At 59.8% G+C, this 20928-nt stretch carries 21 protein-coding genes; 14 read left to right on the forward strand and 7 right to left on the reverse strand.

The features are described 5' to 3' along the window. Window positions 1-95: 95 nt before the first annotated feature. The gene (locus ASF70_RS04025) at window positions 96-1733 is read left to right on the forward strand and encodes an alpha/beta-hydrolase family protein (RefSeq protein WP_062577657.1); all 1638 of its coding nucleotides are present in this window, start codon (window positions 96-98) and stop codon (window positions 1731-1733) included. Between the two features lie 59 nt (window positions 1734-1792). Here ASF70_RS04025 and ASF70_RS04030 read toward each other — a convergent pair whose 3' ends face one another. Continuing rightward, on the reverse strand, window positions 1793-3307 hold the full coding sequence (locus tag ASF70_RS04030; RefSeq protein WP_244473952.1) for an amidohydrolase family protein: 1515 nt from the start codon (window positions 3305-3307) through the stop codon (window positions 1793-1795). 110 nt (window positions 3308-3417) lie between these two features. Here ASF70_RS04030 and ASF70_RS04035 point away from each other — a divergent pair, with 110 nt between their 5' ends. The 8 genes from ASF70_RS04035 (at window position 3418) to ASF70_RS04070 (ending at window position 12414) form a co-directional block, all read left to right on the forward strand. Continuing rightward, window positions 3418-4215, forward strand: coding sequence for a hypothetical protein (locus tag ASF70_RS04035; protein ID WP_062463101.1), 798 nt, complete (start codon window positions 3418-3420; stop codon window positions 4213-4215). Between the two features lie 260 nt (window positions 4216-4475). Continuing rightward, the gene (locus tag ASF70_RS04040; RefSeq protein WP_062577659.1) at window positions 4476-5603 is read left to right on the forward strand and encodes a transporter substrate-binding protein; all 1128 of its coding nucleotides are present in this window, start codon (window positions 4476-4478) and stop codon (window positions 5601-5603) included. Next, on the forward strand, window positions 5600-6181 hold the full coding sequence (locus ASF70_RS04045; protein WP_062577661.1) for an ANTAR domain-containing protein: 582 nt from the start codon (window positions 5600-5602) through the stop codon (window positions 6179-6181). Before ASF70_RS04040 ends, ASF70_RS04045 begins: the two co-directional genes overlap by 4 nt. After that, complete coding sequence (locus ASF70_RS04050; RefSeq protein ID WP_062460046.1) at window positions 6181-7029, forward strand: ABC transporter permease; 849 nt, start codon at window positions 6181-6183, stop codon at window positions 7027-7029. The genes ASF70_RS04045 and ASF70_RS04050 overlap by 1 nt, the downstream gene beginning before the upstream one ends. After that, window positions 7029-7949 (forward strand): ABC transporter permease, encoded by a 921-nt coding sequence (locus ASF70_RS04055; protein WP_062577663.1) that lies wholly within the window; start codon window positions 7029-7031, stop codon window positions 7947-7949. Before ASF70_RS04050 ends, ASF70_RS04055 begins: the two co-directional genes overlap by 1 nt. 22 nt (window positions 7950-7971) lie before the next feature. Further along, window positions 7972-9600, forward strand: coding sequence for an ABC transporter substrate-binding protein (locus ASF70_RS04060; RefSeq protein WP_062577666.1), 1629 nt, complete (start codon window positions 7972-7974; stop codon window positions 9598-9600). Between the two features lie 187 nt (window positions 9601-9787). Further along, window positions 9788-10732: an acetamidase/formamidase family protein gene (locus ASF70_RS04065; RefSeq protein ID WP_062577668.1), complete on the forward strand. Its 945-nt coding sequence runs from the start codon at window positions 9788-9790 to the stop codon at window positions 10730-10732. Continuing rightward, on the forward strand, window positions 10729-12414 hold the full coding sequence (locus ASF70_RS04070; protein WP_062577669.1) for an ABC transporter ATP-binding protein: 1686 nt from the start codon (window positions 10729-10731) through the stop codon (window positions 12412-12414). The genes ASF70_RS04065 and ASF70_RS04070 overlap by 4 nt, the downstream gene beginning before the upstream one ends. 134 nt (window positions 12415-12548) lie before the next feature. Here ASF70_RS04070 and ASF70_RS04075 read toward each other — a convergent pair whose 3' ends face one another. Then, window positions 12549-12989 (reverse strand): HAMP domain-containing protein, encoded by a 441-nt coding sequence (locus tag ASF70_RS04075; protein ID WP_062577671.1) that lies wholly within the window; start codon window positions 12987-12989, stop codon window positions 12549-12551. Between the two features lie 284 nt (window positions 12990-13273). On the opposite strand from ASF70_RS04075, the gene ASF70_RS04080 reads away from it, so the two are divergent. Further along, entirely contained in the window at window positions 13274-13780 is a 507-nt protein-coding gene (locus ASF70_RS04080; RefSeq protein ID WP_062577673.1) for a DUF427 domain-containing protein, read from the forward strand. Between the two features lie 96 nt (window positions 13781-13876). Here ASF70_RS04080 and ASF70_RS04085 read toward each other — a convergent pair whose 3' ends face one another. Next, the gene (locus ASF70_RS04085) at window positions 13877-14530 is read right to left on the reverse strand and encodes an NAD(P)H-dependent oxidoreductase (protein ID WP_244473953.1); all 654 of its coding nucleotides are present in this window, start codon (window positions 14528-14530) and stop codon (window positions 13877-13879) included. Between the two features lie 154 nt (window positions 14531-14684). On the opposite strand from ASF70_RS04085, the gene ASF70_RS24810 reads away from it, so the two are divergent. Next, window positions 14685-15023 (forward strand): hypothetical protein, encoded by a 339-nt coding sequence (locus ASF70_RS24810; protein ID WP_348270986.1) that lies wholly within the window; start codon window positions 14685-14687, stop codon window positions 15021-15023. 18 nt (window positions 15024-15041) lie between these two features. Then, a complete protein-coding gene (locus ASF70_RS24555; protein ID WP_280136583.1) occupies window positions 15042-15359 on the forward strand; it encodes an FCD domain-containing protein in 318 nt (105 codons plus the stop codon). A gap of 309 nt (window positions 15360-15668) precedes the next feature. Here the strand turns inward: ASF70_RS24555 and ASF70_RS04095 are convergent, their stop codons facing one another. Then, complete coding sequence (locus ASF70_RS04095) at window positions 15669-16292, reverse strand: exopolysaccharide biosynthesis protein (RefSeq protein ID WP_062577675.1); 624 nt, start codon at window positions 16290-16292, stop codon at window positions 15669-15671. Beyond that, window positions 16289-16603 carry a hypothetical protein gene (locus ASF70_RS04100; RefSeq protein WP_244473955.1) on the reverse strand — a complete coding sequence of 105 codons (315 nt, stop codon included), beginning with the start codon at window positions 16601-16603 and terminating at the stop codon, window positions 16289-16291. The genes ASF70_RS04095 and ASF70_RS04100 overlap by 4 nt, the downstream gene beginning before the upstream one ends. A 202-nt stretch (window positions 16604-16805) precedes the next feature. On the opposite strand from ASF70_RS04100, the gene ASF70_RS04105 reads away from it, so the two are divergent. Further along, window positions 16806-17192 (forward strand): hypothetical protein, encoded by a 387-nt coding sequence (locus tag ASF70_RS04105; protein ID WP_062577677.1) that lies wholly within the window; start codon window positions 16806-16808, stop codon window positions 17190-17192. A 282-nt stretch (window positions 17193-17474) separates the two neighbouring features. Continuing rightward, window positions 17475-17897 (forward strand): ABC transporter permease, encoded by a 423-nt coding sequence (locus tag ASF70_RS04110; protein ID WP_062463200.1) that lies wholly within the window; start codon window positions 17475-17477, stop codon window positions 17895-17897. On the opposite strand, the gene ASF70_RS04115 is transcribed toward ASF70_RS04110, so the two are convergent. Continuing rightward, complete coding sequence (locus ASF70_RS04115; RefSeq protein WP_244473956.1) at window positions 17857-18906, reverse strand: patatin-like phospholipase family protein; 1050 nt, start codon at window positions 18904-18906, stop codon at window positions 17857-17859. The genes ASF70_RS04110 and ASF70_RS04115 overlap by 41 nt on opposite strands. 246 nt (window positions 18907-19152) lie before the next feature. Next, a complete protein-coding gene (locus ASF70_RS24815; RefSeq protein WP_082471752.1) occupies window positions 19153-19605 on the reverse strand; it encodes a BA14K family protein in 453 nt (150 codons plus the stop codon). Window positions 19606-20928 lie beyond the last annotated feature (1323 nt).

Below are 20928 nucleotides of genomic sequence, written 5' to 3' on the forward strand. Positions count from 1 at the left end.
CGCAAAATCAGCTTTGAGCATAGGGCAATGATGCCGGCGACGATTTCCCGCGATGTGATGCTATGGGTAGCGAAACTCCGGTTAGGAGCGGTTTGATGTACCAAATGGTCCGACGTTTTCTTAGTTCTTTGTCCCACACAGGCACGTTCATCGCGCTTGTTTTCTTTGCTGCCTCTCTCACTCCAAGTCTCTTGCCTCGGTCTTACCTGGTGCAAGGAGCGCTTTCGGGCGTCTGCGCCGCCGTGGGCTATATGGCGGGCGTGGCAGTGGCTTGGCTTTGGCGCTACCTGGAACTTCCTCGCGCCTCGAGCAGGGAACGACCTCTGAAGGTCGCATTCCTCATCGCTGCCATTGCCATCCTGGGTGTTTTTCTCTGGCACGCGGTCGAATGGCAAAATTCCATTCGCTCACTTTGGGGCATGGATGCGCTCGATAGCGCTGAACCTTTGAAACTGGCGGCCGTTGCCATCCTCGCCTTCGCCGTGCTGCTCTTTACAGGACGTGTCTTTCAGCTTGCGGCTCGCGGTCTTTCGGGGTGGATCAACAGGTACGTTCCTCGACGGGTGGCGAACGCCCTTGGCGTAACACTGGCCGCCCTGTTGTTCTGGACTGCCGGGCAGGGGCTGCTGCTGCGATGGGCGCTGGACGCAACGGATGCCTCGTTCCAGAAAGTGGACGCGCTGATTGATGACGACACTCCTGAGCCGACCGACCAGGCGAAAACCGGGAGCGCATCTTCACTGGTGTCGTGGGAGGGCCTTGGACTGCAGGGGCGCCGTTTTGTCAGCTCTGGCCCCACTGCGCCCGACGTCGGCGCGTTCTGGCAGCAGACAGCCGAGGAGCCGATCCGCGCCTATGTCGGGCTCAACAACGGCGATACGGTGGAAGCAAGAGCCGCGCTCGCCCTGAGAGAGCTTCAGCGACAGGGAGGTTTCGATCGGTCGATCCTCGTCATTATCGTCCCGACGGGAACCGGATGGGTTGATCCAGCTGCCATGGACACGCTCGAGTTTCTTCACCGCGGCGATGTGGCCAGCGTCTCGCTCCAATATTCCTATCTTGCGAGCTGGTTGTCTTTGATGGTGGAGCCGGACAATGGTCAGGCTGCGGCGAGGGCATTGTTCACCGAAGTCTACAGCCACTGGAAAACGCTTCCGCGTGAACGGCGGCCGAAGCTTTATCTGTATGGCTTGAGCCTCGGTGCGCTCAATTCGCAGCTATCGACGGACATCTATGATGTTGTGGCCGATCCGTTCCAGGGAGCACTTTGGACCGGCCCCCCATTTCGCAGTCAAAGATGGCGCACAATCACAGATCAGCGGCAAGACCTTTCGCCTGCGTGGCTTCCCAGGTTTCGCGATGGTTCCTTGGTGCGCTTTGCGAACCAGGCATCCCCTCCTGTCCAGTTTGATGCGTCCTGGGGACCGATACGGTTTGTCTACTTGCAATATGCCAGTGACCCGATCGTCTTTTTTGAAACTGCTTCGTTGTTCAAGGAGCCGGGTTGGATGAAAGGGGAAAGAGGCCCGGATGTCTCGCCGCGGCTCAGGTGGTTTCCCGTGGTGACCATGCTGCAACTGACATTTGACATGGCGATCGGCACAACATCGCCAATGGTGTTTGGCCACGTCTATGCACCGGAGGACTACATTGACAGTTGGATCGCATTGACCGATCCGCCCAATATGGATCACTCGGTGGTCGAGCAACTCAAGGCGCGGTTTGCCAAGTGACCGATTTCGGCGTGATCCAATAATCTCCGTGGGAGGGGACGGCCAGAGGACGAACTGATCTACGCAGCAATGTTCTTGTTCAACTGCCCATCCTTCATGATCACAAGGAAGTTTTTCGCCGGGTACTCGATCAAGGCGATGTCCGCAATCGGGTCGCCGTCGACCAGCAGCAAGTCGGCGAGTGCGCCTTCCTGAACCACGCCCAGCTTCCCTTCGTAAGGGCTCCGAAGGCCGGAGAGCGCGAGTAGCTGGCCATTGTCCCCCGTCGCCATCTTCAGGATTTCGGCAGGCTTGTACCAGCGGGCGAGTTTTGTGAGTTGTGCACCCTGCCGCGCGGCTGCCTTATCATCGAACAGCGTGTCGGTACCCCAGGCCGTCTTGACCTTGTGCTTCTTGGCAAGCGCGTAGGCGGCGTCGGTGCCGGAAAACATCTGCAGTTGCTTGCGTCTTTTTGGCGACCCCTCGGCAAAGGGCGTTGCGTCCTGATCGTCCAGAAAGGGCTGTAGGCACCACCAGATACTTTTTTCCGCGAGCAGGGCCACCGTCTCGTCGTCGAGCAGGTTGCCATGCTCTATGCACCGAACGCCAGCGGCGACCGCCTGGGCGACTGCTTTTGGCGTATAGGCATGGACTGTCGCATAGGTCCCCCAGTTCTCAGAAGCGCCGACGCCCGCCTGCATCTCCTCAAGCGTGAACTGCGTCACATCGAGCGGGTCGAACGCGGATGACACGCCGCCGCCCGCCATGATCTTGATCTGCGACGCGCCGAGTGCCAGTTGTTCGCGGGCGCGCTTTCGGACCGTGCCGGGATCGTCGGCAATGGCGGAGCCGCCCACACGCTCACTGTATGTGAAATCGTCCGGCCGCGCGGGGAGGTCGATCGGAAGCCTGAAGTCGCCGTGGCCACCCGTTTGCGAAATGAACGCACCCGATGGCCAGATCCTGGGCCCCGGAACGAGCCCGGCATCGATGCCGCGCTTCAACCCGAAGCAGGGGCCGCCCATATCGCGAATTGTGGTGAACCCTCTCATCAAGGTGTCGTTGGCCGCCTTCACTGCCGCGACATTGATGAAGCCGATATCAGACGTCAGGACGGCCAATTGGGGAACCGTCGCAAACATGATGTGGGTATGCGCGTCGATCATGCCCGGCATCAGTGTTCGCCCGCCGCCCGCTATTCGCGTGACGGAAAGATCGGCTGGAATCTGGATCGGTGATGGTGAAATCGACGTTATCCGGTTGCCGATCACCAGCACATTGGATGGATTGGACAATGTTTCCGACATACCGTCAAATATGCGCACGTTTTCGAACAACACGGCTTTTGTCGGCGTTGCTTGAGCCTGCACGGCGCTCGGCACACCCGCCAGCCCGAACCCCGCCAGCATCGCAGCAGCGCCGACGAAAAATCCGCGGCGCCGGAGATCGGCATTCATTCGGCGCGTGAGCATCTGCAATACGGGATCGCAACATTTGCACGGCAGGTCGCTGGTGGGATGATCGTACTTGGTGCCAAACCGAAATCTCATGCTTCCCCCCTCCGCGAGCATCACGACACAAGCATACGCCCGCATTCAGTTTTCCACGAAAAGTCGAAATAGGTTACGCGTGAATAACCACTGCTTGCAAGCAAAAACTATAGTGATATCGTGGAAGTACGCACAGGTTCCGATGGGAGAAACCTATGTTTTACAACATCGTTCTCGCGGCCGGACTTACGCTCGCATTGTCGCTTCCGGCATCCGCCGAAGATCAGGCGACTGATCTACTTGCTGACCGTGAATGGAGCATCATCGTCAGTCCCTATGTCTGGGCTGCGTCCCTGGATGGCGATGCGTCGCTGGCAGGTTTGGATAGCAATGTCGATATTCCGTTTTCGGATATTTTCAAACACCTCGATCTTGCGGCCATGGGCAATGTCGAAGTGACGAACGGACTTTTCGGCTTCTACTTTGATGGACAGTACGTTCAGACGAGCCAGGACGAGGATCTCGCCGACTTCGAGGTCGGCTTGAAGATCAAGACGACTATTCTGGCAGCCGGCGCTTACTACCGCGTCTACGACCTCGCACTTGGGGGCGACACGGTGTTTGGTGAACCGCGGCATTTCACCGTCGAGCCTACGGTCGGCATCCGTTGGACAAAACTCGAAGCGCATGCTGATGCAGGCTTCACCTCGGCAAACAAGTCTGCGGACTGGCTTGACCCGTTCGTGGGCATGCGTCTGAGCACAGACCTTTCCGACCGGTGGAACCTGGCCGGCGAAGCCGACATTGGCGGGTTCGATATTGGGTCGAAGCTCGCTGTAAATGCCCAGGCCTATCTCGGATACCGGACCTACATGTTTAATCATCCAACGATTTTGCGCGTTGGGTATCGTGTGCTTTCGCAAGACTACGAAACGGACGATTTCACCGGAAACAAATTTCGCTGGGACGTTACCCAGCATGGCCCGGTATTGGGCTTTTCCATGCGTTTCTGACGGTGTCTCGATCCCTGTGATCTGCATCCGAGATCAAGTCAGCGAGGACGTCTGGATGTCCAGCAGACAGCGTGCGATCCCGAAGTCGAAGACCCGTCGCACTTGACAACGCAGTGCTGCCTGTATTTTACTCAAGCTCGCGGAATAGGCATGCGCCGCCGCATCACATGACTTCGATTGTCTCCAGGCAGTTTCGCCTCACATCGCCCCGCCCCGTGCGGGATCTGCGTTGTGGGTTTTTTTGGTTTTGGTGCACCCGCATGAGCGACCCGATCAGGATTGGCATTCTCTTTTCGACAACCGGACCCTATGGGTCGATGGGGCGGGACGCGCGCGACGGTGCCGATCTCGCGATTGCCGAATTCGGCAACGCGTCTGATGGCGGCGTCGATGCTGTGTTCTTCGATCCCCACGCGGATCTTGCCGCCTATCTGGATGGTGCCCGCAATCTGCTAAGACAGGGATGCCGCCACATCGTCGGCACCATCACCTCGGCTGCCCGCAAGGAAGTCCTGCCGCTGATCGAAAAGCATGACGGTCTTCTATGGTACATGTGCCCTTACGAGGGGTTCGAGGCCAATGAAAGCGTCATCTATCTCGGCGGCTGTCCGAACCAGCATCTCCTGCCGCTGTTCGAGTATCTCATCCCGCGCTATGGCAAGCGGCCCTATCTGGTCGGCGCCAACTATGTCTGGGGCTGGGAAATGAACCGGCTGGCGCGCGAACTGGTGGGCAATGCCGGCGGCGAGGTTCTCGGTGAGCGTTACCTGCCGCTTGATGAAACCGCCGTCGAACGGATCATCTCGGAGATCGAGCAGCGTCGTCCAAGCTTCATCCTCAACAATCTCATCGGGCCGTCCAGCTATGCGTTTCTGGCCGCCATGCGGGCGCTGGCTGACAGGGATGCCGCATTTCGGCCCGAGGTCTGCCCGGTCGTCAGCTGCGACCTGATGGAATGCGAGCTTGCCGATATCGCGCCGGGTGCTGCCACCGGGCAGCTCTGCGCCGCCTCCTATTTCGATACGCTGGCGACCTCCGAAAACGCGCGCTTCAAGCAGAATGTCCTTGCAAGGTTCGGCGAGCGCCGGGTGTCGAGCGTCTTTGCGAGCGCCTATACGGCGGTCAAACTGGCGCTTGCGGCGATTGCTGCCGCTAAAACCGACGATCCGCGGGCCGTGCGACAGCAGCTCAGCCGCCAGCCATGGCCGAGCCTGTTCGGGCCGCTTGCCATCGATGCCGAAACCAACCATGCGGCGCTGCCCTTCCATCTCGGGCGCATCAACGGCAACAACGGTTTCGACGTGATTGCATCGCGGCCGCCGCTTGCGGCAGATCCTTATCTCACCGGCGGCAACCGTCTGCAGCCGAGACTGCGGGTGGTGTCATGAGGCAGACCCCGACTTTCGCCGGCTCAAAGGTCACGATCCTGCACCGCGAAGACGGCAATACCGAAAAGCTCGTGCGCCAGCTTCGGCTGCTCGGTGTCGAGGCAAATGTCCAGTGGGCGCCGCTGTCTTCAGGCGATCTGCCCGACATCGTCATGGTCGATGCGGACCAAGGCTGGGACGATCTCCTGCCGTTCGACAGGCAGGCGCCGCTTCGCCCTGTCGTGGCACTGCTCGGATCGGAAGCGCCCGGTCGCATTGCCTGGGCGCTGTCGCAAGGGGCGGGCGCCATCATCGCCAAGCCCGTCGCCAGTTCCGCCGTCTATCCCGCGCTTGTCATGGCGCTGTCCATCCAACAGGAGCGCGAGGAAGCACAGGATCGCATTCGGCATCTGGAGGAGCGCTCGCGCCTGAGGCCGCTGGTCTATGCGGCGGTCGAGCGTCTGATGGTCTCGCATGCAATCGGCGAGGATCAGGCCTATCGGACGCTGCGCGAATGCGCGATGCGCCGCCGGTTGCCGATGGAGCAGATCGCTGCCTTTATCGTCGCAGGCGCCGAACCGCTCCCGGAGGCAATCTGATGCGGGTGATGAAAGAGCTTCTGAGGCAGCCGGTCGCGTTGTTCGGCATTCTCATCGTCTTGACGGTCGTCATTGCAGCGCTCGCCGCGCCGATGATCGCGCCGTTCGATCCTGACAACCAGATGTTCGACGGGCTTTCGCTCGAAGGTGCGCCGCTGCCGCCGGGCGGACCGTTCCTGCTCGGCACCGACACGCTTGGCCGGGACCTGTTCTCGCGTCTTCTCTACGGCGCCCGCACATCGCTGATCATCGGGCTCGTCGCCAATGGCGTGGCTGTTACGATCGGGCTGTTCGTCGGCATCGTGGCCGGCTATGTGCGCGGCTTCTTCGGCACGCTGCTGATGCGCTTTACCGATCTGATGATGGCGTTTCCGGCGCTGCTGCTGGCGATCGTGCTGGCCGCCCTGCTTCGCCCGAGCCTCTGGATCGTCGCGATGGTGATCGCGCTGGTCAACTGGGTGCAGGTGGCCCGCATCGTGTATACCGAAACCCGCGGGCTGGTGGAGCGTGACTTTATCATGGCCGAACGCTCGCTCGGTGCCGGTCACGGGCGGATCCTGTTCCTGCATATCCTGCCGCATCTGATGCCGACGGCGATCGTCTGGGGCACGCTCGGCATTGCAACGACCGTGCTTCTTGAAGCGACGCTGTCCTTCCTCGGGATCGGCGTACAACCGCCGCAGCCGTCCTGGGGCAATATCATCTTCGAGAGCCAGAGCTATTTCCAGGCGGCACCGTGGCTGGTGTTCTTCCCCGGCGCGATCATCCTTTTGACGGCACTCTCCTTCAACCTCGTCGGTGACGCCCTTCGCGACATTCTCGATCCGACGCAGCGGGGACGCGGCTGATGGCGATGCTCTTTCTCCGGCGCGTGGTGCAGATGGCGCTGATCCTGCTCGGGGTCGCGGCGATCACCTTCGTGCTGCTCTACGCCCTGCCGGCGGATCCGGCACGGATGATTGCCGGCCGCAGCGCAACGGCGCAGACGGTCGCCAACATTCGCCGCGAACTCGGCCTCGACCAGTCGTTGCCTGTGCAATTCTGGACGTATCTCTCCAACCTGCTGCAGGGCAATCTCGGTCGCTCCTATGCGCAGAAGACCGAAGTCGCGACGCTGATCATGGCGCGACTGCCTGCCACCCTGACGCTGATGTTTTCCGGCATCGTCGTTGAAGTGGTGCTCGGTCTGACCCTTGGAACAATCGCAGCAGTCCGCCGCGGCGGGTTCGTCGACCGGGTGGTGATGATGGCATCCTTTGTCGGCGTGTCGGCGCCGCAATTCGTGGTGGCGCTGCTGCTGCTTTATGTGTTTGCCGCGACGCTCGGCTGGTTTCCGATGAGCGGCTACGGCACGTTCTCCCATGTGGTTCTGCCGGCCGCCACGCTCGGCGTGCTCGGTGCCGGCTGGTATGCCCGCATGGTCCGCTCGGCAATGATCGACGTGCTGAACCAGGATTTCGTTCGCACGGCGCGCGCCAAAGGGTTGTCGTCGCGCCGCATCACCTTGCGCCATGCGCTGCCCAATGCGGTGCTTCCGGTCATCGCCATGATCGGCATCGACATCGGTCAGTTCATGGGCGGTGTCGTCGTTGTCGAGGCCGTCTATGGCTGGCCGGGCATCGGCCAGCTGGCCTGGCAGGCGATCCAGCAGGTGGATATTCCGATCATCATGGGCGTCACGCTCACCTCTGCGCTCGCCATCATTCTCGGCAACCTCGTTGCAGACCTTATCGCGCCGGTCATCGACCCGCGCATTAGAACCCGCTGACAGCAACAAAAAGGGGAACGACATGTTCAAACGCTGGCTTCGAAACACAACCGTTGCAACCATGGTGGCAATCACCCCCGCGGGCACCATGTCCGCAATGGCGCAGGGCTCACCGCAGCAGGGCGGCGATATCGTCGTCACCTACAAGGACGACATCACCACACTCGATCCGGCGATCGGCTACGACTGGGTCAACTGGTCGATGATCAAGAGCCTCTATTCGCGGCTGATGGATTACGAGCCGGGCACGCCGAACCCGGTGCCGTCGCTGGCCGAAAGCTTTGAGGTCGCTCCGGACGGGCTGACCTACACGTTCAAGCTGCGCAAGGGCGTGAAATTTTCCAACGGTCGCGAAGTCGTCGCATCCGACGTCAAATACTCGATCGAGCGTGCCGTCGATCCGAAGACGCAAGGCCCCGGTGCCGGCTTCTTCGGCGCCATCAATGGCTTCGAGGACGTAACGGGCGGCAAGTCGACGACACTGTCGGGCATCGAGACGCCGGATGCCGGCACGGTCGTGTTCAAGCTGTCGCGCCCGGATGCGACCTTCCTGCACGTGCTCGCCATCAACTTCGCCTCGGTCGTGCCGAAGGAAGCCGTTGAGGCAGCCGGTGGTGATTTCGGCAAGAGCCCTGTCGGCTCCGGCACCTTCACTCTGAAGGAATGGACGATCGGCCAGCGTCTCGTGTTCGAGAAGAACCCTGCCTACTACGTCAAGGACATGCCGCATATCGACAAGTTCACCGTGGAGGTTGGCCAGGAGCCGCTGGTTGCCTTGCTTCGCCTGCAGAAGGGCGAGGTCGATATCGCCGGTGACGGCATTCCGCCGGCAAAGTTCCTGGAAATCAAGAACTCGCCCGACGGCGCCCAGATCATTGTCGACGGCGCGCAGCTGCATACGGGCTACATCACGCTCAACACCAAGATGAAGCCGTTCGACAACGTCAAGGTGCGTCAGGCCCTCAACATGGCGGTCAACAAGGATCGCGTCGCGCGCATTCTCAACGGTCGCGCCACGCCCGCCAACCAGCCACTGCCGCCGCTGATGCCCGGCTACGACAAGTCGTTTACCGGCTATGCCTACGACGTTGCCAAAGCCAAGGCGCTGCTTGCCGAGGCAGGCTTTGCCGACGGTTTCGAGACCGTGCTCTACTCGACGAATACCGATCCGCAGCCGCGCATTGCCCAGGCCATCCAGCAGGATCTGGCAGCAATCGGCGTCAAGGCTGAAATCCGGGCGCTTGCCCAGGCGAACGTGATTGCTGCCGGCGGCACGGAAGGCGAAGCGCCGATGATCTGGTCGGGCGGCATGGCCTGGATCGCCGACTTCCCGGATGCGTCGAACTTCTACGGCCCGATCCTCGGCTGCGCCGGCGCGGTACAGGGCGGATGGAACTGGTCCTGGTACTGCAACAAGGATCTCGATGCACGCGCCGTTGCGGCAGATTCGATGTCCGATCCGGCAAAGGCTGCCGAGCGTACCGCTGCCTGGGGCAAGGTCTTCACCGACATCATGGCTGACGCGCCATGGGTGCCTGTGATCAACGAGCGCCGCGTCGTTGCCAAGTCGCTGCGCATGGGCGGTGCCGACAACATCTACATCGATCCGACCCGCGTCATCAATTACGACGCGATCTTCGTGAAGCAGTAGACGCTTTCGGCTTTCGCCTGAGGTCGATACCCCCTCTGGCCTGCCGGCCATCTCCCCCACAAGGGGGGAGAAAATCCGCGGCGACGTCTAGTTTCGATCGCGGACGGAGCGGCAGGCTAGCCCTTCCCCCTTGTGGGGAGGGGTCGGGGAGGGGACTTGCTAACAAAAGATACCAGGGAGAACATTCATGTGCATAGCCTGTACCCACACCATTCACCGCGCCCAGCATAATTTCGGCTGGAACAAGGATTTCGAACCGGCCGTGGTCGCGAAAGCGGGCGAGACGATCCATTTCGAGTGCCTGGATTCCTCCGGCGGCCAGCTCGGTCGCGATGCGACGCTGGAGACGCTGAACAGTCTCGATTTCGGAAAGATCAATCCGGTTTCCGGACCTGTTTATGTGGAAGGCGCCAAGCCCGGCGATGCGCTGAAGGTCACGCTGCGCAAGTTTATTCCGTCAGGCGTCGGCTGGACGGCCAACATTCCGGGCTTCGGTCTTCTCGCCGACCAGTTCAAGGATCCGGCGCTGCATGTCTGGACCTATGATACCGCAACCATGGCGCCGTCGCTGTTCGGCCCCGGTGGACGGGTGCCGCTGAAGCCGTTTGCCGGGACGATCGGTGTCGCTCCTGCCGAACCGGGCACCCATTCGGTCGTGCCGCCGCGCCGGGTCGGGGGCAATCTCGATATTCGCGACCTGTCGGCCGGCGTCACGCTCTACCTCCCGGTTGAAGTCGAGGGTGCGCTGTTCTCGATCGGCGATACGCATGCCGCCCAGGGCGACGGCGAGGTCTGCGGCACGGCGATCGAAAGCCAGATGAATGTCGAGGCGACGATCGAGCTGGTCAAGGATGCGAAGCTCCAGTCCCCGCGCTTCACCGTGACCGAGCCGGTGACCCGCCATCTCGACGGCGCCGGATACGAAGTCACGACCGGCATCGGGCCGGACCTGATGACCGGTGCGCGCGAAAGCGTCATGCGAATGATCGATCTGCTGACCGTCGAACACGGGTTGAACCCAGTCGATGCCTATATGCTCTGCTCGGTCTGCGGCGATCTCAGGATCAGCGAGATCGTCGATGCGCCGAACTGGGTGGTGTCGTTCTATTTCCCACGGATCGTCTTCGCGTGAACGAGCATTCCGCAACAGCTGCAATGCCGATCCTCAGCGTCCGCGATCTCGATGTCGATGCGCGAACGCCCGAGGGGCGCAAGCCGGTTCTGCGAAACGTGAGCTTCGATCTGGCGGCGGGCGAAACGCTCTGCATCGCCGGCGAATCCGGGTCGGGCAAATCCGTCACCTCGCTGTCGATCATGGGACTGTTGCCGAAGGCCTCGCTGACGGTGACCGCGGGCAAGATCCTGCTCGGCGATCGCGACCTGACATCGCTTTCCGACCGGGCGATGCGCGCTGTGCGGGGAGGCGATATCGCCATGATTTTCCAGGAGCCGATGACCTCGCTCAATCCCGTGATCTCGATCGGCACGCAGCTGACCGAAGCGATCCGCGAGCATCAGGGTCGCGACAATGCGGAAGCCGTGGCGCTTCAGATGCTCGACGCGGTGCATATGACCGAACCTGCGCGCCGGATGAAGCAGTTTCCGCACGAGCTTTCCGGCGGCATGCGGCAGCGGGTGATGATCGCCATGGCGCTGTCCTGCCGGCCGAAAGTGCTGATCGCCGACGAGCCGACAACCGCGCTCGACGTAACGGTACAGGCGCAGATCCTGACGCTGATGCGCGAATTGAAGCGCGAGTTCGACACCTCGATCATTATGATCACCCACGACATGGGTGTTGTGGCGGAAATGGCCGACCGCGTCGTCATCCTGCAGAACGGCAGCATCGTCGAGCGAGGCGGCGTCATCTATATCTTCCACCGGCCGCAGGCTACCTATACGCAGCAATTGCTGGCCGCCGTGCCGATCCTTGGTGCGCATGCGGGAACCGACGGTCCGCCGCGTGTCTCGGCCGAGCCGAAACAGCCGCTTCCCGCGCCGGATCGGTCGCCTGTCCTCAATGTCCGCGATCTCGGCGTCAGCTATGGCAGCGTCGCCGGCCGGATTTTCAAGGGCAAGCCGCCGGTGAATGCGGTCAGCGACGTCGCCTTCGATATCCTGCCCGGCGAGACGCTGGGTCTGGTCGGCGAAAGCGGATCGGGCAAATCGACCACCGGAAAGGCCGTCCTCGGGCTCGTTCCCTTCACCGGCCAGGTGATGATCGACGGCCGCGAGATCGGCATGCTTAGCCAACGCGATATGCAGGCGGTGCGCCGGTCGGCGCAGATGATCTTCCAGGATCCCTATGCCTCGCTCGATCCGCGCATGGCGGTCGGGCGGGCGATCGCCGAACCACTGGTCATCCACGGTATCGGCAACAGAACCGAACGACAGGACCGGGTCGCAGACCTGCTTCGCCGCGTCGGGCTGCCGCCGGAGGCCGCCAGCCGGTATCCGCACGAGTTTTCAGGCGGCCAGCGCCAGCGCATCTGCATCGCCCGGGCGCTAGCTCTCGAACCCAAGCTCATCGTCGCCGACGAAAGCGTTGCGGCGCTCGATGTCTCGGTGCGCGCGCGCGTGCTCGACCTGATGCTGGAACTGCAGGAGACGATGGGGATCGCCTATCTGTTCATCAGCCACGACATGGCGGTGATCGAGCGCATGTCCCACAATGTCGCGGTGATGCGCGGCGGGTCGATCGTCGAGATGGGCAGCCGCCGAGACGTCTTCGAACAGCCGAAGGACGAGTATACGCGGGCGTTGATGGCTGCGGTGCCGATCCCCGATCCCGCTGCGCGTCGCCATCACGGTTAAGGCGACGCGTATTCGTGGATTGCCTGACCTCGATGCGGGTCCGTTGCCAACCCTTGACGGAGCAACCAGGCAATCGCCTCATCTAACCTCGACTTTCGCATATTTGCTGATCCGCGCACCAACGCCCTACGGTCTCAGAAGTCGCTTTGAACCGCTCGGCGCTTCTCCCGCTCCATTCTCTCCTGTTCCGACATGGGGCGGTTCGCGGAGGCCTCTTCTTCGAGACGACTGCGTTCGCGGACCTTGTCGCGGAAGATCGCGACGGTTGAGGCCATCGCGCCGATTTCGTCTGATCTGCCTTCGCTATATATCAAGACATCGACGTTGCCGTGCGCAAGCGAGCCTATTGCCTTTGCAATCGCGTTGAGGGGGACGGTGACGCTGGCGATGACGGCCCAGATTGAGAGGGCGGCGAGAACCAGTGCAGATCCAAGTCCGATCATCTGCAGGTAGGGAAAGCTGCCGGCAGCCTCCGAGACATCAGCACCGATCGTCTTGTTCTGTGTCTCCTGATAGTCGATGAAGCGGTTGATTGCGGCCAGCCATTCCACAAAGTATGGGCGGGCCTTTTGCATCAGCAGGACTTAAGCGTCTGCACTGTTCCCGTTGCGGACAATAGAGATTATCTGAGCGACGACCGGGTTGGTTTTAGCCTGTATGTCAGCAATGTCGTTGGTAATAACCTTCTCATCAGCTGATGTGTCGGCGCGCTCGCCCAGCATCTTGTAGAAATGCGCCGGCGGCTGCGGCGCAGGTTGAATGTTTGTTGAGACGGCCGATTGCGAGGACCAGCCATGTCGCCCTTCCGGCCTTGTAAATTACCGTCGTTGATGCATCCTGGCACGGACTGGAGGACATCATGGCTACACTTACTTATCCCGTTCCAGACCCATGCCTGCCCGGGCAGGAGAGTGTCTGGTCTTTCCCGAGGCCGAGCATCGCCCAGCCTGTGCGCAATCATTTGAAAATCATCTACAACGGCCGCGTTCTCGCGGAGACGACGGCCGCAGTGCGCACGATCGAAACAAGCCATCCGCCGACCTATTATTTTCCGCCCGCCGACGTAGATCTCTCTATGCTGCTTGAGAGCAGCAGCAGGTCGATCTGCGAGTGGAAAGGACAGGCGCGCTATTTCGATATTCAATCAGGCGACAAAACGAGCAGGAACGCAGCCTGGGCCTATGCGCATCCCACGACATCCTTTGCCCTGATTAAGGATTTCATAGCCTTCTACCCAAAGGCTATGGACTTGTGCCTCGTAGACGACGAGGCCGTTGTGCCCCAGGCCGGGACGTTCTACGGCGGATGGATCACCTCAGCCGTTGCTGGCCCGTTCAAAGGTCCGCCTGGGACAGAGCGTTGGTGAATGGGGCCAGACAACGTTCAATGGGCTTGCGATGTACCAGCGACGCTGCAGACCGATAGACGGCAGAGTTAGCTTAGAGGACCTTGGGCCTTCCGTTCAACGTCCCCGGAATTCCTCGTAGAAGTCGATGTGACGGCGGGCACGGTGGTCTGACCGGCTGCGTTCCTCTCGGAAGTTTTCTATCGCGCAGCGGACCCTGGCCATGAAGGCGGAGCGGGTTTGTTCGGTGCAGTTGTTCATGTCGTAATCGGCGAGATACTTCACTGGGGCTCCGATCTTGATCTGGCCGCGGATCACGCGCTTGACGATCTTTTTCGGCGGATTGCCGGCGAGGAAGGCGCGCATCGGGGTGGCGCCGTAGGTCATGACGGCTGCGAGCTTCCTGATGTGGCGCAGCGTCGGAGTCAGTTTGCCATCCACGAGGTCAAAGGAGACGCCCGGTAGCCAGACGCGGTCGAAATAGCCCTTCAGCATGGCGGGAAAACCGAAATTCCAGACGGGGGAGACGATGACAAGTGCTCCCGCCTTCCTCAGGCGCTCGACATAGGGCTGAACGGGGGAGAGATTGTCGGGAATGTCGTGATAGACGCGGCGGTCATGGGCGGAGAGGACAGGATCGAAACCCTCCTCGTAGAGATTGCAGCCGTCCACCTCGTGGCCGGCATTTTCCAAGCTCTCGCAGGTGAGCTTGCAGAGCGCCCGGCCGAAGCTTTCTTCGAGGGGATGGGAGTGGAGGACGAGTACGCGCATGTCAAAGCTCCAAGTCGTTGCCCGCCGCATCAGCGGTCGGGGTTCCAGTTCGAAAACTTCCGCGCCGTTTGTCCCCGCATCCTGATCCCTTGGCTCCTAATTTATGAGCCGATCTTAGCCAAAGCGGCTTGGTTGGTCGAAAGGGAATGAAGAAATGCTGGTAACAGAACCAGGATATGCCGAGCCGGAGCTGACACTTGCCGATCGAACCTATGTTCGGCTGCGCGAAGAGGTCATCACCACGCAACTGCCTCCCGGCACGTTGCTGCGTGAGGCCGAGCTGATGGAGAGTCTTGAAAGCGGCAGGACCCTGTCCGGGAGGCCCTGCAACGATTACAGCACGACGGGTTCGTGGTCGTCGGCGCTCGCCGGGGCACGTTTGTCAGCAAGGTCGATATTACCGATCTCACCGCAGTCTATGAGGCACGGGCACGCATTGAATCCTACGCCACCCGGCTGGCAGCAGAACGTCTGCGCGAATATGAGCGCGTAGAGGCCCTAGCGCTGGTCGATGAGTTGCAGCGCACGGAAGGTCCGATGGGAGCTGAGCGACATCCTCGCTCTTGACCGCCGGGTGCACCGTTTCATCTATCGGGCGGCGAAAAATCCATATCTTCTCACGACACTCGAGCACTATCACAACCTGTCCCTGCGAATACTCTACGTCGCAATAAAACGCTTCCCCGTTCTCGTGCCACGCCTGGAGGACGTTCTGCGCGAGCAGATCGCAATGCTCCAAGCCGTCTGCGCCGGCCATGGCGAGGATGCCGAAAAGCCGTCGATGAACCACGTCCTGAGTTTCGAGGTCGAAGTGCGCAAGATCATATGATGGGAAGGGAGAGAGGAATCACCATGTGAATTCATCCACAGCAAAAGATTCCGGTTGAACGGCGTATCAACGATTTGCGCCGGTTTCACATGGTGTTTTGGGTTCAGATCCGTTCAGGCAATACATCAGCTTGTCGAGTGTCTGCGATCCTTGTCTTACCGGACAGTCGAGTTTGAACGGCTTTGCATCCTGGACGCCTTCGAAGTTGCAGTCACGGATATCTGGGTGGACTGCGAGAAATGTGGCTGACGTCTGCTCCATTCTTTCAGCCCCCATGACGTTCGCACTTCATGTCCGGGAGGGCGAACGTCAAAGCCACGGGATGGCGCCAGCCGCCATGTAAAGGAGCGCTCCCGTGATGCCGAGCGCGATGGCCGTCATACTAAGCCCGACAAGAACCACGAGCCCGTCGCGCTCGATCAGACCGATGGCGATCGCACAGAGTGCCGCAACGGGGGCAAGGTTTCCAAACGGGATTGGCAGAGCGACGGCGACTGCAAGGCAGAAGACCGGAAGCGCAAGCAGGTAAGGCATGCGTGGTCCGGCAAATGCCTTCATCCGACCCGGCCGGACAAATTGTTCGATCCGTCGGACCAACGGCGATGCATACCGCTCCAACGCTTCGAATGCCTTTGCCGATATGCGTCGATTGGCTAGCAGCGACGGAAGCCATAGGGATTCCAGTCCGATCGCGAATTGAAGCGAAACAATTGCGAGCGCGGAGCCGAATATCATCCCGAAAGGACCGGGGATCGGGATCAGCGCCGGCAGTGCCAGAAGAAGCATCACGAAACCGAAGCCGGACCTCCCTATGAGCTCGAGAGCGTCGGCAATCGTCAGGCCGTCCCGGGTGCGTGCGTTTGCTACAAGATGTGACAAGGTCTTGGACGCTGTGCCGGTATCGTGCTCGCCGTCGGGCCCTGCCAGGGTCAACCTTCCGCCTCGCGCGTATTTTTAGTGCTGATCAGTGCGCGCAACGCGCCGCAGCTCGGATCGGCACCATCAAACACCCGTTCAGGTGACATCCACCCAATCGAGATGCCGATCGCTGTAGCCGTCGCCCAGCCCGGCTCATTGCCGGCCTTGTCGATGAGGCGTGGAACCTCAATAGCGAGGCATTGGCGCGACTGCTGCACAAGCTCTACCGGCGCGTTAGCGTTATCGAGATGTTGCCGCATCTCGGCATGCAGCGGATCGATAACGAATAGCGTAAAAATCCATGCGGCAATGTCTGCGATCATCATCCTGGTCCCGTGTCTTACGGCATCTGTCGGTATGGGGTCCGACATCGTGAAAGCGCCGAAGACTTTCACCAGAGGGGCCCGGACCAGCGGGTCGAACATGATTTGGGAAGAGGAGTGGGAGTGTTCAAGGCTGTGGGGCCTTGACGGCGCAAGTCGGCCTGGTCGATCACACTGCAATCGCGTGAACAGAAAGCAATGCTGCATGCCATATTACCTCGTCACCCAGACGTCGCTCGTGGAGGGTGGGGATGAAGTTGAAGCCGCTCGGAAAGTCCTCACGAAGTTGAAGTCGGATTCCGCCGTGAGATTCACCGTCAAACACGATGAAGAGACGATCCGGCAGGTGACGGTTGCCAACGTCCCTGCATGGGGAGCCGCGCAACCGACTGCGCAAGATCCTCGATCATCCCCGAAACGGATCCAGCAAGACATCGTGCTTGAGGCCTCAGGCGTCAATCAAGCCGATGCAAATGTCTCCAAGCGGCCTGTCCTGTCAGCCAGGAGTGTTATTCTAGGATTGAGCCTGTTTGCAGCCGGCGTAACAGCGGGGCTGGTCATCATGGCTTTATTTGATCGCACTCATGGATGAGCCAAGGGAAACTTCCGGAAGACAGTTGAGAAGAGCTGCTACTGTTCCTTGAGGGGATCGTTCGGACTGGAAGCGTCACCGCCGCAACCGTTAAATTAGCCATGCGCCACAGCGCTTTCAGCAAGCAGCTTTTTTTTGCTGCAAGCATGGTTAGGCATCCTGCCCTTCGAAGAAAATCGCAGAGGGATGATTTCGACAGCCGATGTCGGTCGCCTTGCGGAAGTGCTCGGTGGTGCTTTGACGGGATTCACGATGCGTTGGAAGTGACTGTCGCTGTTCCTCGTGTCGCTGGCGGTCTTCTTCATCACGGAGTTGTTGCCCGGCGATACCTCACAAGAACTGCTTGGCCAGGCCGTGACGACGGAAGCCGCATCCCAGCTTCGCGAAACGCTCGGTCTCGATCGTCCGGCAATCCTGCGTTATTTCGAGTGGATTTTTGGGCTGCTGACCGGCGACCTCGGTTACTCGCATGTCTCTGACCGGCCGGTTGCCAACCTCGTCGCCGAACGCCTGCCGAACTCGCTCACACTCGCTGCCATCACCATGGCGATCACCATTCCGCTGGCGCTCGGTCTCGGTATCGTCGCCGCCATCTGGAGAGGTTCAATTTTCGACCGGGCGATCTCGTCAGCTGCGATCATGCTCGTGTCGCCAAACGAGACAGCTATCTTGCACCGGAAAGGGCTTGGGGTACGCCGGGAGTGAAAATAGGCTTTTGTCGCCATATCCGGCCCTGTTCCATGCGATCGTAACCGATCTTGAACACCGCCCTCATGTACACATTGCCGAAGGGTTGACTGAAATTGTAGGGGACAGGGGCGTCAATGACTGCCATGTGGAAGTTTACTCCGGTACGCCTGCAATACTCGTAGGCCGCGTAGAGAGACTGCCGTGTCTGAGATTTAACCAAGCTTGCGTAAGCCCGCGTCACTACGGGTACGGTCGAATTGGACGTGACAGAAAACTCAGGCATCAGTGTATTGTTGATTAAGAAATACATGTCCGCCCCGCGAATGACTGCGGGCAACGAGACATTCGTAACCGACAACATCGCTTCGGGAACAGTCACGATCTGGGAAGACGGGGCTCCATCTGAATGAAGCTCGGAAATCGTTCGACCATCGATCGTAGCAATGATCTTTACCGCTGGAAAAGCGCCGGGAATACTGGCAGATGCCACCAATACATTGCGGAACAGATTAAGCGCATCCGGGCGCGAGCTGGCGGCAATCGCGCCCATGTCCCAGAGCATGCCGCGCTGAGTATCGAGATTGGTTGTCAGGACAAAAAGATCTCTGCCTTTTCGGTATTCCACCGCAATTCGGTCGAGTACTTCTTGCGTTACGTGTTGCTCGACCATGTTCATTAAAGGCTTCTGGTAGTATAGGCTCTCGCCGAGAAGCCCAGAAATAATTGGTCTGCGTTGGAGCAGATCTTCAGCGACTCCACTCGTGTATAGATGCTCCAGCGTATCGTCGTAGTCAGGGCCGAGAAACGCAAACGGGGCGATGAGTGCTCCCGTGCTGACGCCACTGACAACGTCGAATGTTGGACGGTCGCCGCGTTGCGACCACGCTTTGAGAGCGCCCACAGAGAACGCACCGCCAGCGCCGCCGCCAGAAATTGCCAGATATTGATGCCGCAATGGAGATGGTGTCCGCGGTACTCTTTTCTTGGCAAATAGTCCGACTTCGCCGTCCAAAGGCTTGCGCACATTCGCAAATCCGGGGATCTCGGCGCCACGCGCATCGTCTCGAGAGTAAGGCTCTCTTGCCGATGTACAGCCGAACAAACCCAGAGCGATGATGAGGCTGCTAAGCACGCCTCTTAAGCAGAACGTTGGCAGCGGTATCAAAGCCGCACGGAAGGGTGACGCCAATTTTGCAGGCCTTGATCAGCGCTTCAACGTTATCCTGATCGCGAAAGCTCTTCGCGATCAGGACGGCTCTCACACTACGCGTTAGCTGTAGGGTGACATGCAATGCGCGCGTATTCCTGCTCGCGGAACATAGCTGTTGTCAGATGCGACATAGGATCGGTAACGCTTCGCGCACCAAGCGAAATGTTCCGGTGGCAAATCCTGACGCATGCGGTGGCCAGGTGGTCTGTATCCTGGTGGTGGCGGCTCGTAACCCGGAGTTGGAGGTGGCGGACCATCATCCTGCGCGGCGATCGCTCCGCCAACTATCGAGCCGGCCGCAAACGCCGACAGTGGGTACCACCATCCATCGGGGCCACGACGTAAACCGCCTCTAGGCTCAGGTTCGCCGCGATAGCCGTTCAAAAAACCGGGCCCATTCTGCGCGACAATGATGGATTTGGGGGCCTCATTAACAGGCGGGAAGAATTGTGCCCAGGCCGGCGAGGCGATGACGACGGACACTGCCAGAAGTGCAATCGATATTCTATTCATGTTTGTTCTCTCGTTAACGCGAGAACCAAAGTCGGCACACTATGGCAAAAATCGAGCGATTACTGTGTGATGGCGTCTTATTTACTCTGCTTTACTAAAGTCGTAATTATCTTAACAACAGATTAGACAACTCGGGGAATAAGCCCTCTGGTACAGATCTTGACCGGCTAGGACGAGTTCGGCGCCGCGGTGCAACTCGTCTATCTTACCCGCGGACAGTTGCCGCGACGTGTCCGCGTTCTGATGGATTTTGTAGTGGATGCTTTTTTGAATGAAAACGCTTTGGGCCAAAACAGGGCCTTGCTCAAAAGCCGTGTTCCCTGGGACCATAGCGCCATGATCTATCAAACACGGCCTAAGCCGTGCATGTCTACATCGGAAATGGGCTTGAGCTAGCGGCGAAGATTTGTTCAGCCCCGCGTCTGGCACCGCTGGCTCATTGAGCAGATATGTCCGCTTCCGTGGTACCGTCGCTAGGAGCGGACTGCCCCCGCACGGCCCTATATCGGTCGTTCTCCATACGACAAACCGACGTTCTCTGTTGAGCAGTTTCATCGCGTTGATTCTAATATAACAGAGTCGGAGGTTCGAACCCGTTCAAGGTGGCCGATTTTACAGGTCGCGGCGCAATTACGCCCTGAAACCAATAAAACTTGTAAATCCTCCTACTCGGGAAAACTCTACTAAAAGCTCCTCGGCATGATCGCTGAGCAGCTTTCGCGTTCTGGGCTGATTGCCAAGGTTGCCTGAAAGTTGGCGCGACAGCACATGCTGACCCACCATTATAGTCCGTCCCGCTGATCGCCTTGTGTGAGTAGGGTTCGAGCAGACGCCAGCCGCGGGTCTTGCTAAAGTCCTGACAAAGTTCGATCTGCAGCTCGATACGCACATCTGTCTGGTCCGAGGGATTGCGCGCGTAGATAGGAGTAATTTTGGCCTCTTATGGGATCATGACGTCCGTTTCGCCGAGCACGAGGAGGTGAATGGTCACTACCTCAATGAGGGGACAGCTTCGACGCGGCTGGCGTTAACGTCGTTGTACGAAGGGATGGCCTGTTTTCCTGCCCCCTCCCGGTACAGCTACTTCGCTTAGCGTGTTCCGGTTCTTCACCGCCTTCATTACGTACCTGCGGAAGGTCCGCCGCTTTGGCGACGCACGTATATCTGGTCTCGAGTGGCCTCTTTTCACTGAAAGTCCCAACCGGCTCGGCGTGTTGCGACAAACCTCATCGCTTCTCTGGCGCGGTCGCCGGTAGCCCCTTTCAGGAGACGGGCGTTCTCGCGGGCCTGCCCGACCCGATTTGCGCGAGAGGCGTGGTCTCC

Origin of the sequence: Rhizobium sp. Leaf321 (genome assembly GCF_001423215.1) — a bacterium.
GTDB classification, from domain to species: Bacteria; Pseudomonadota; Alphaproteobacteria; order Rhizobiales; family Rhizobiaceae; genus Neorhizobium; species Neorhizobium soli.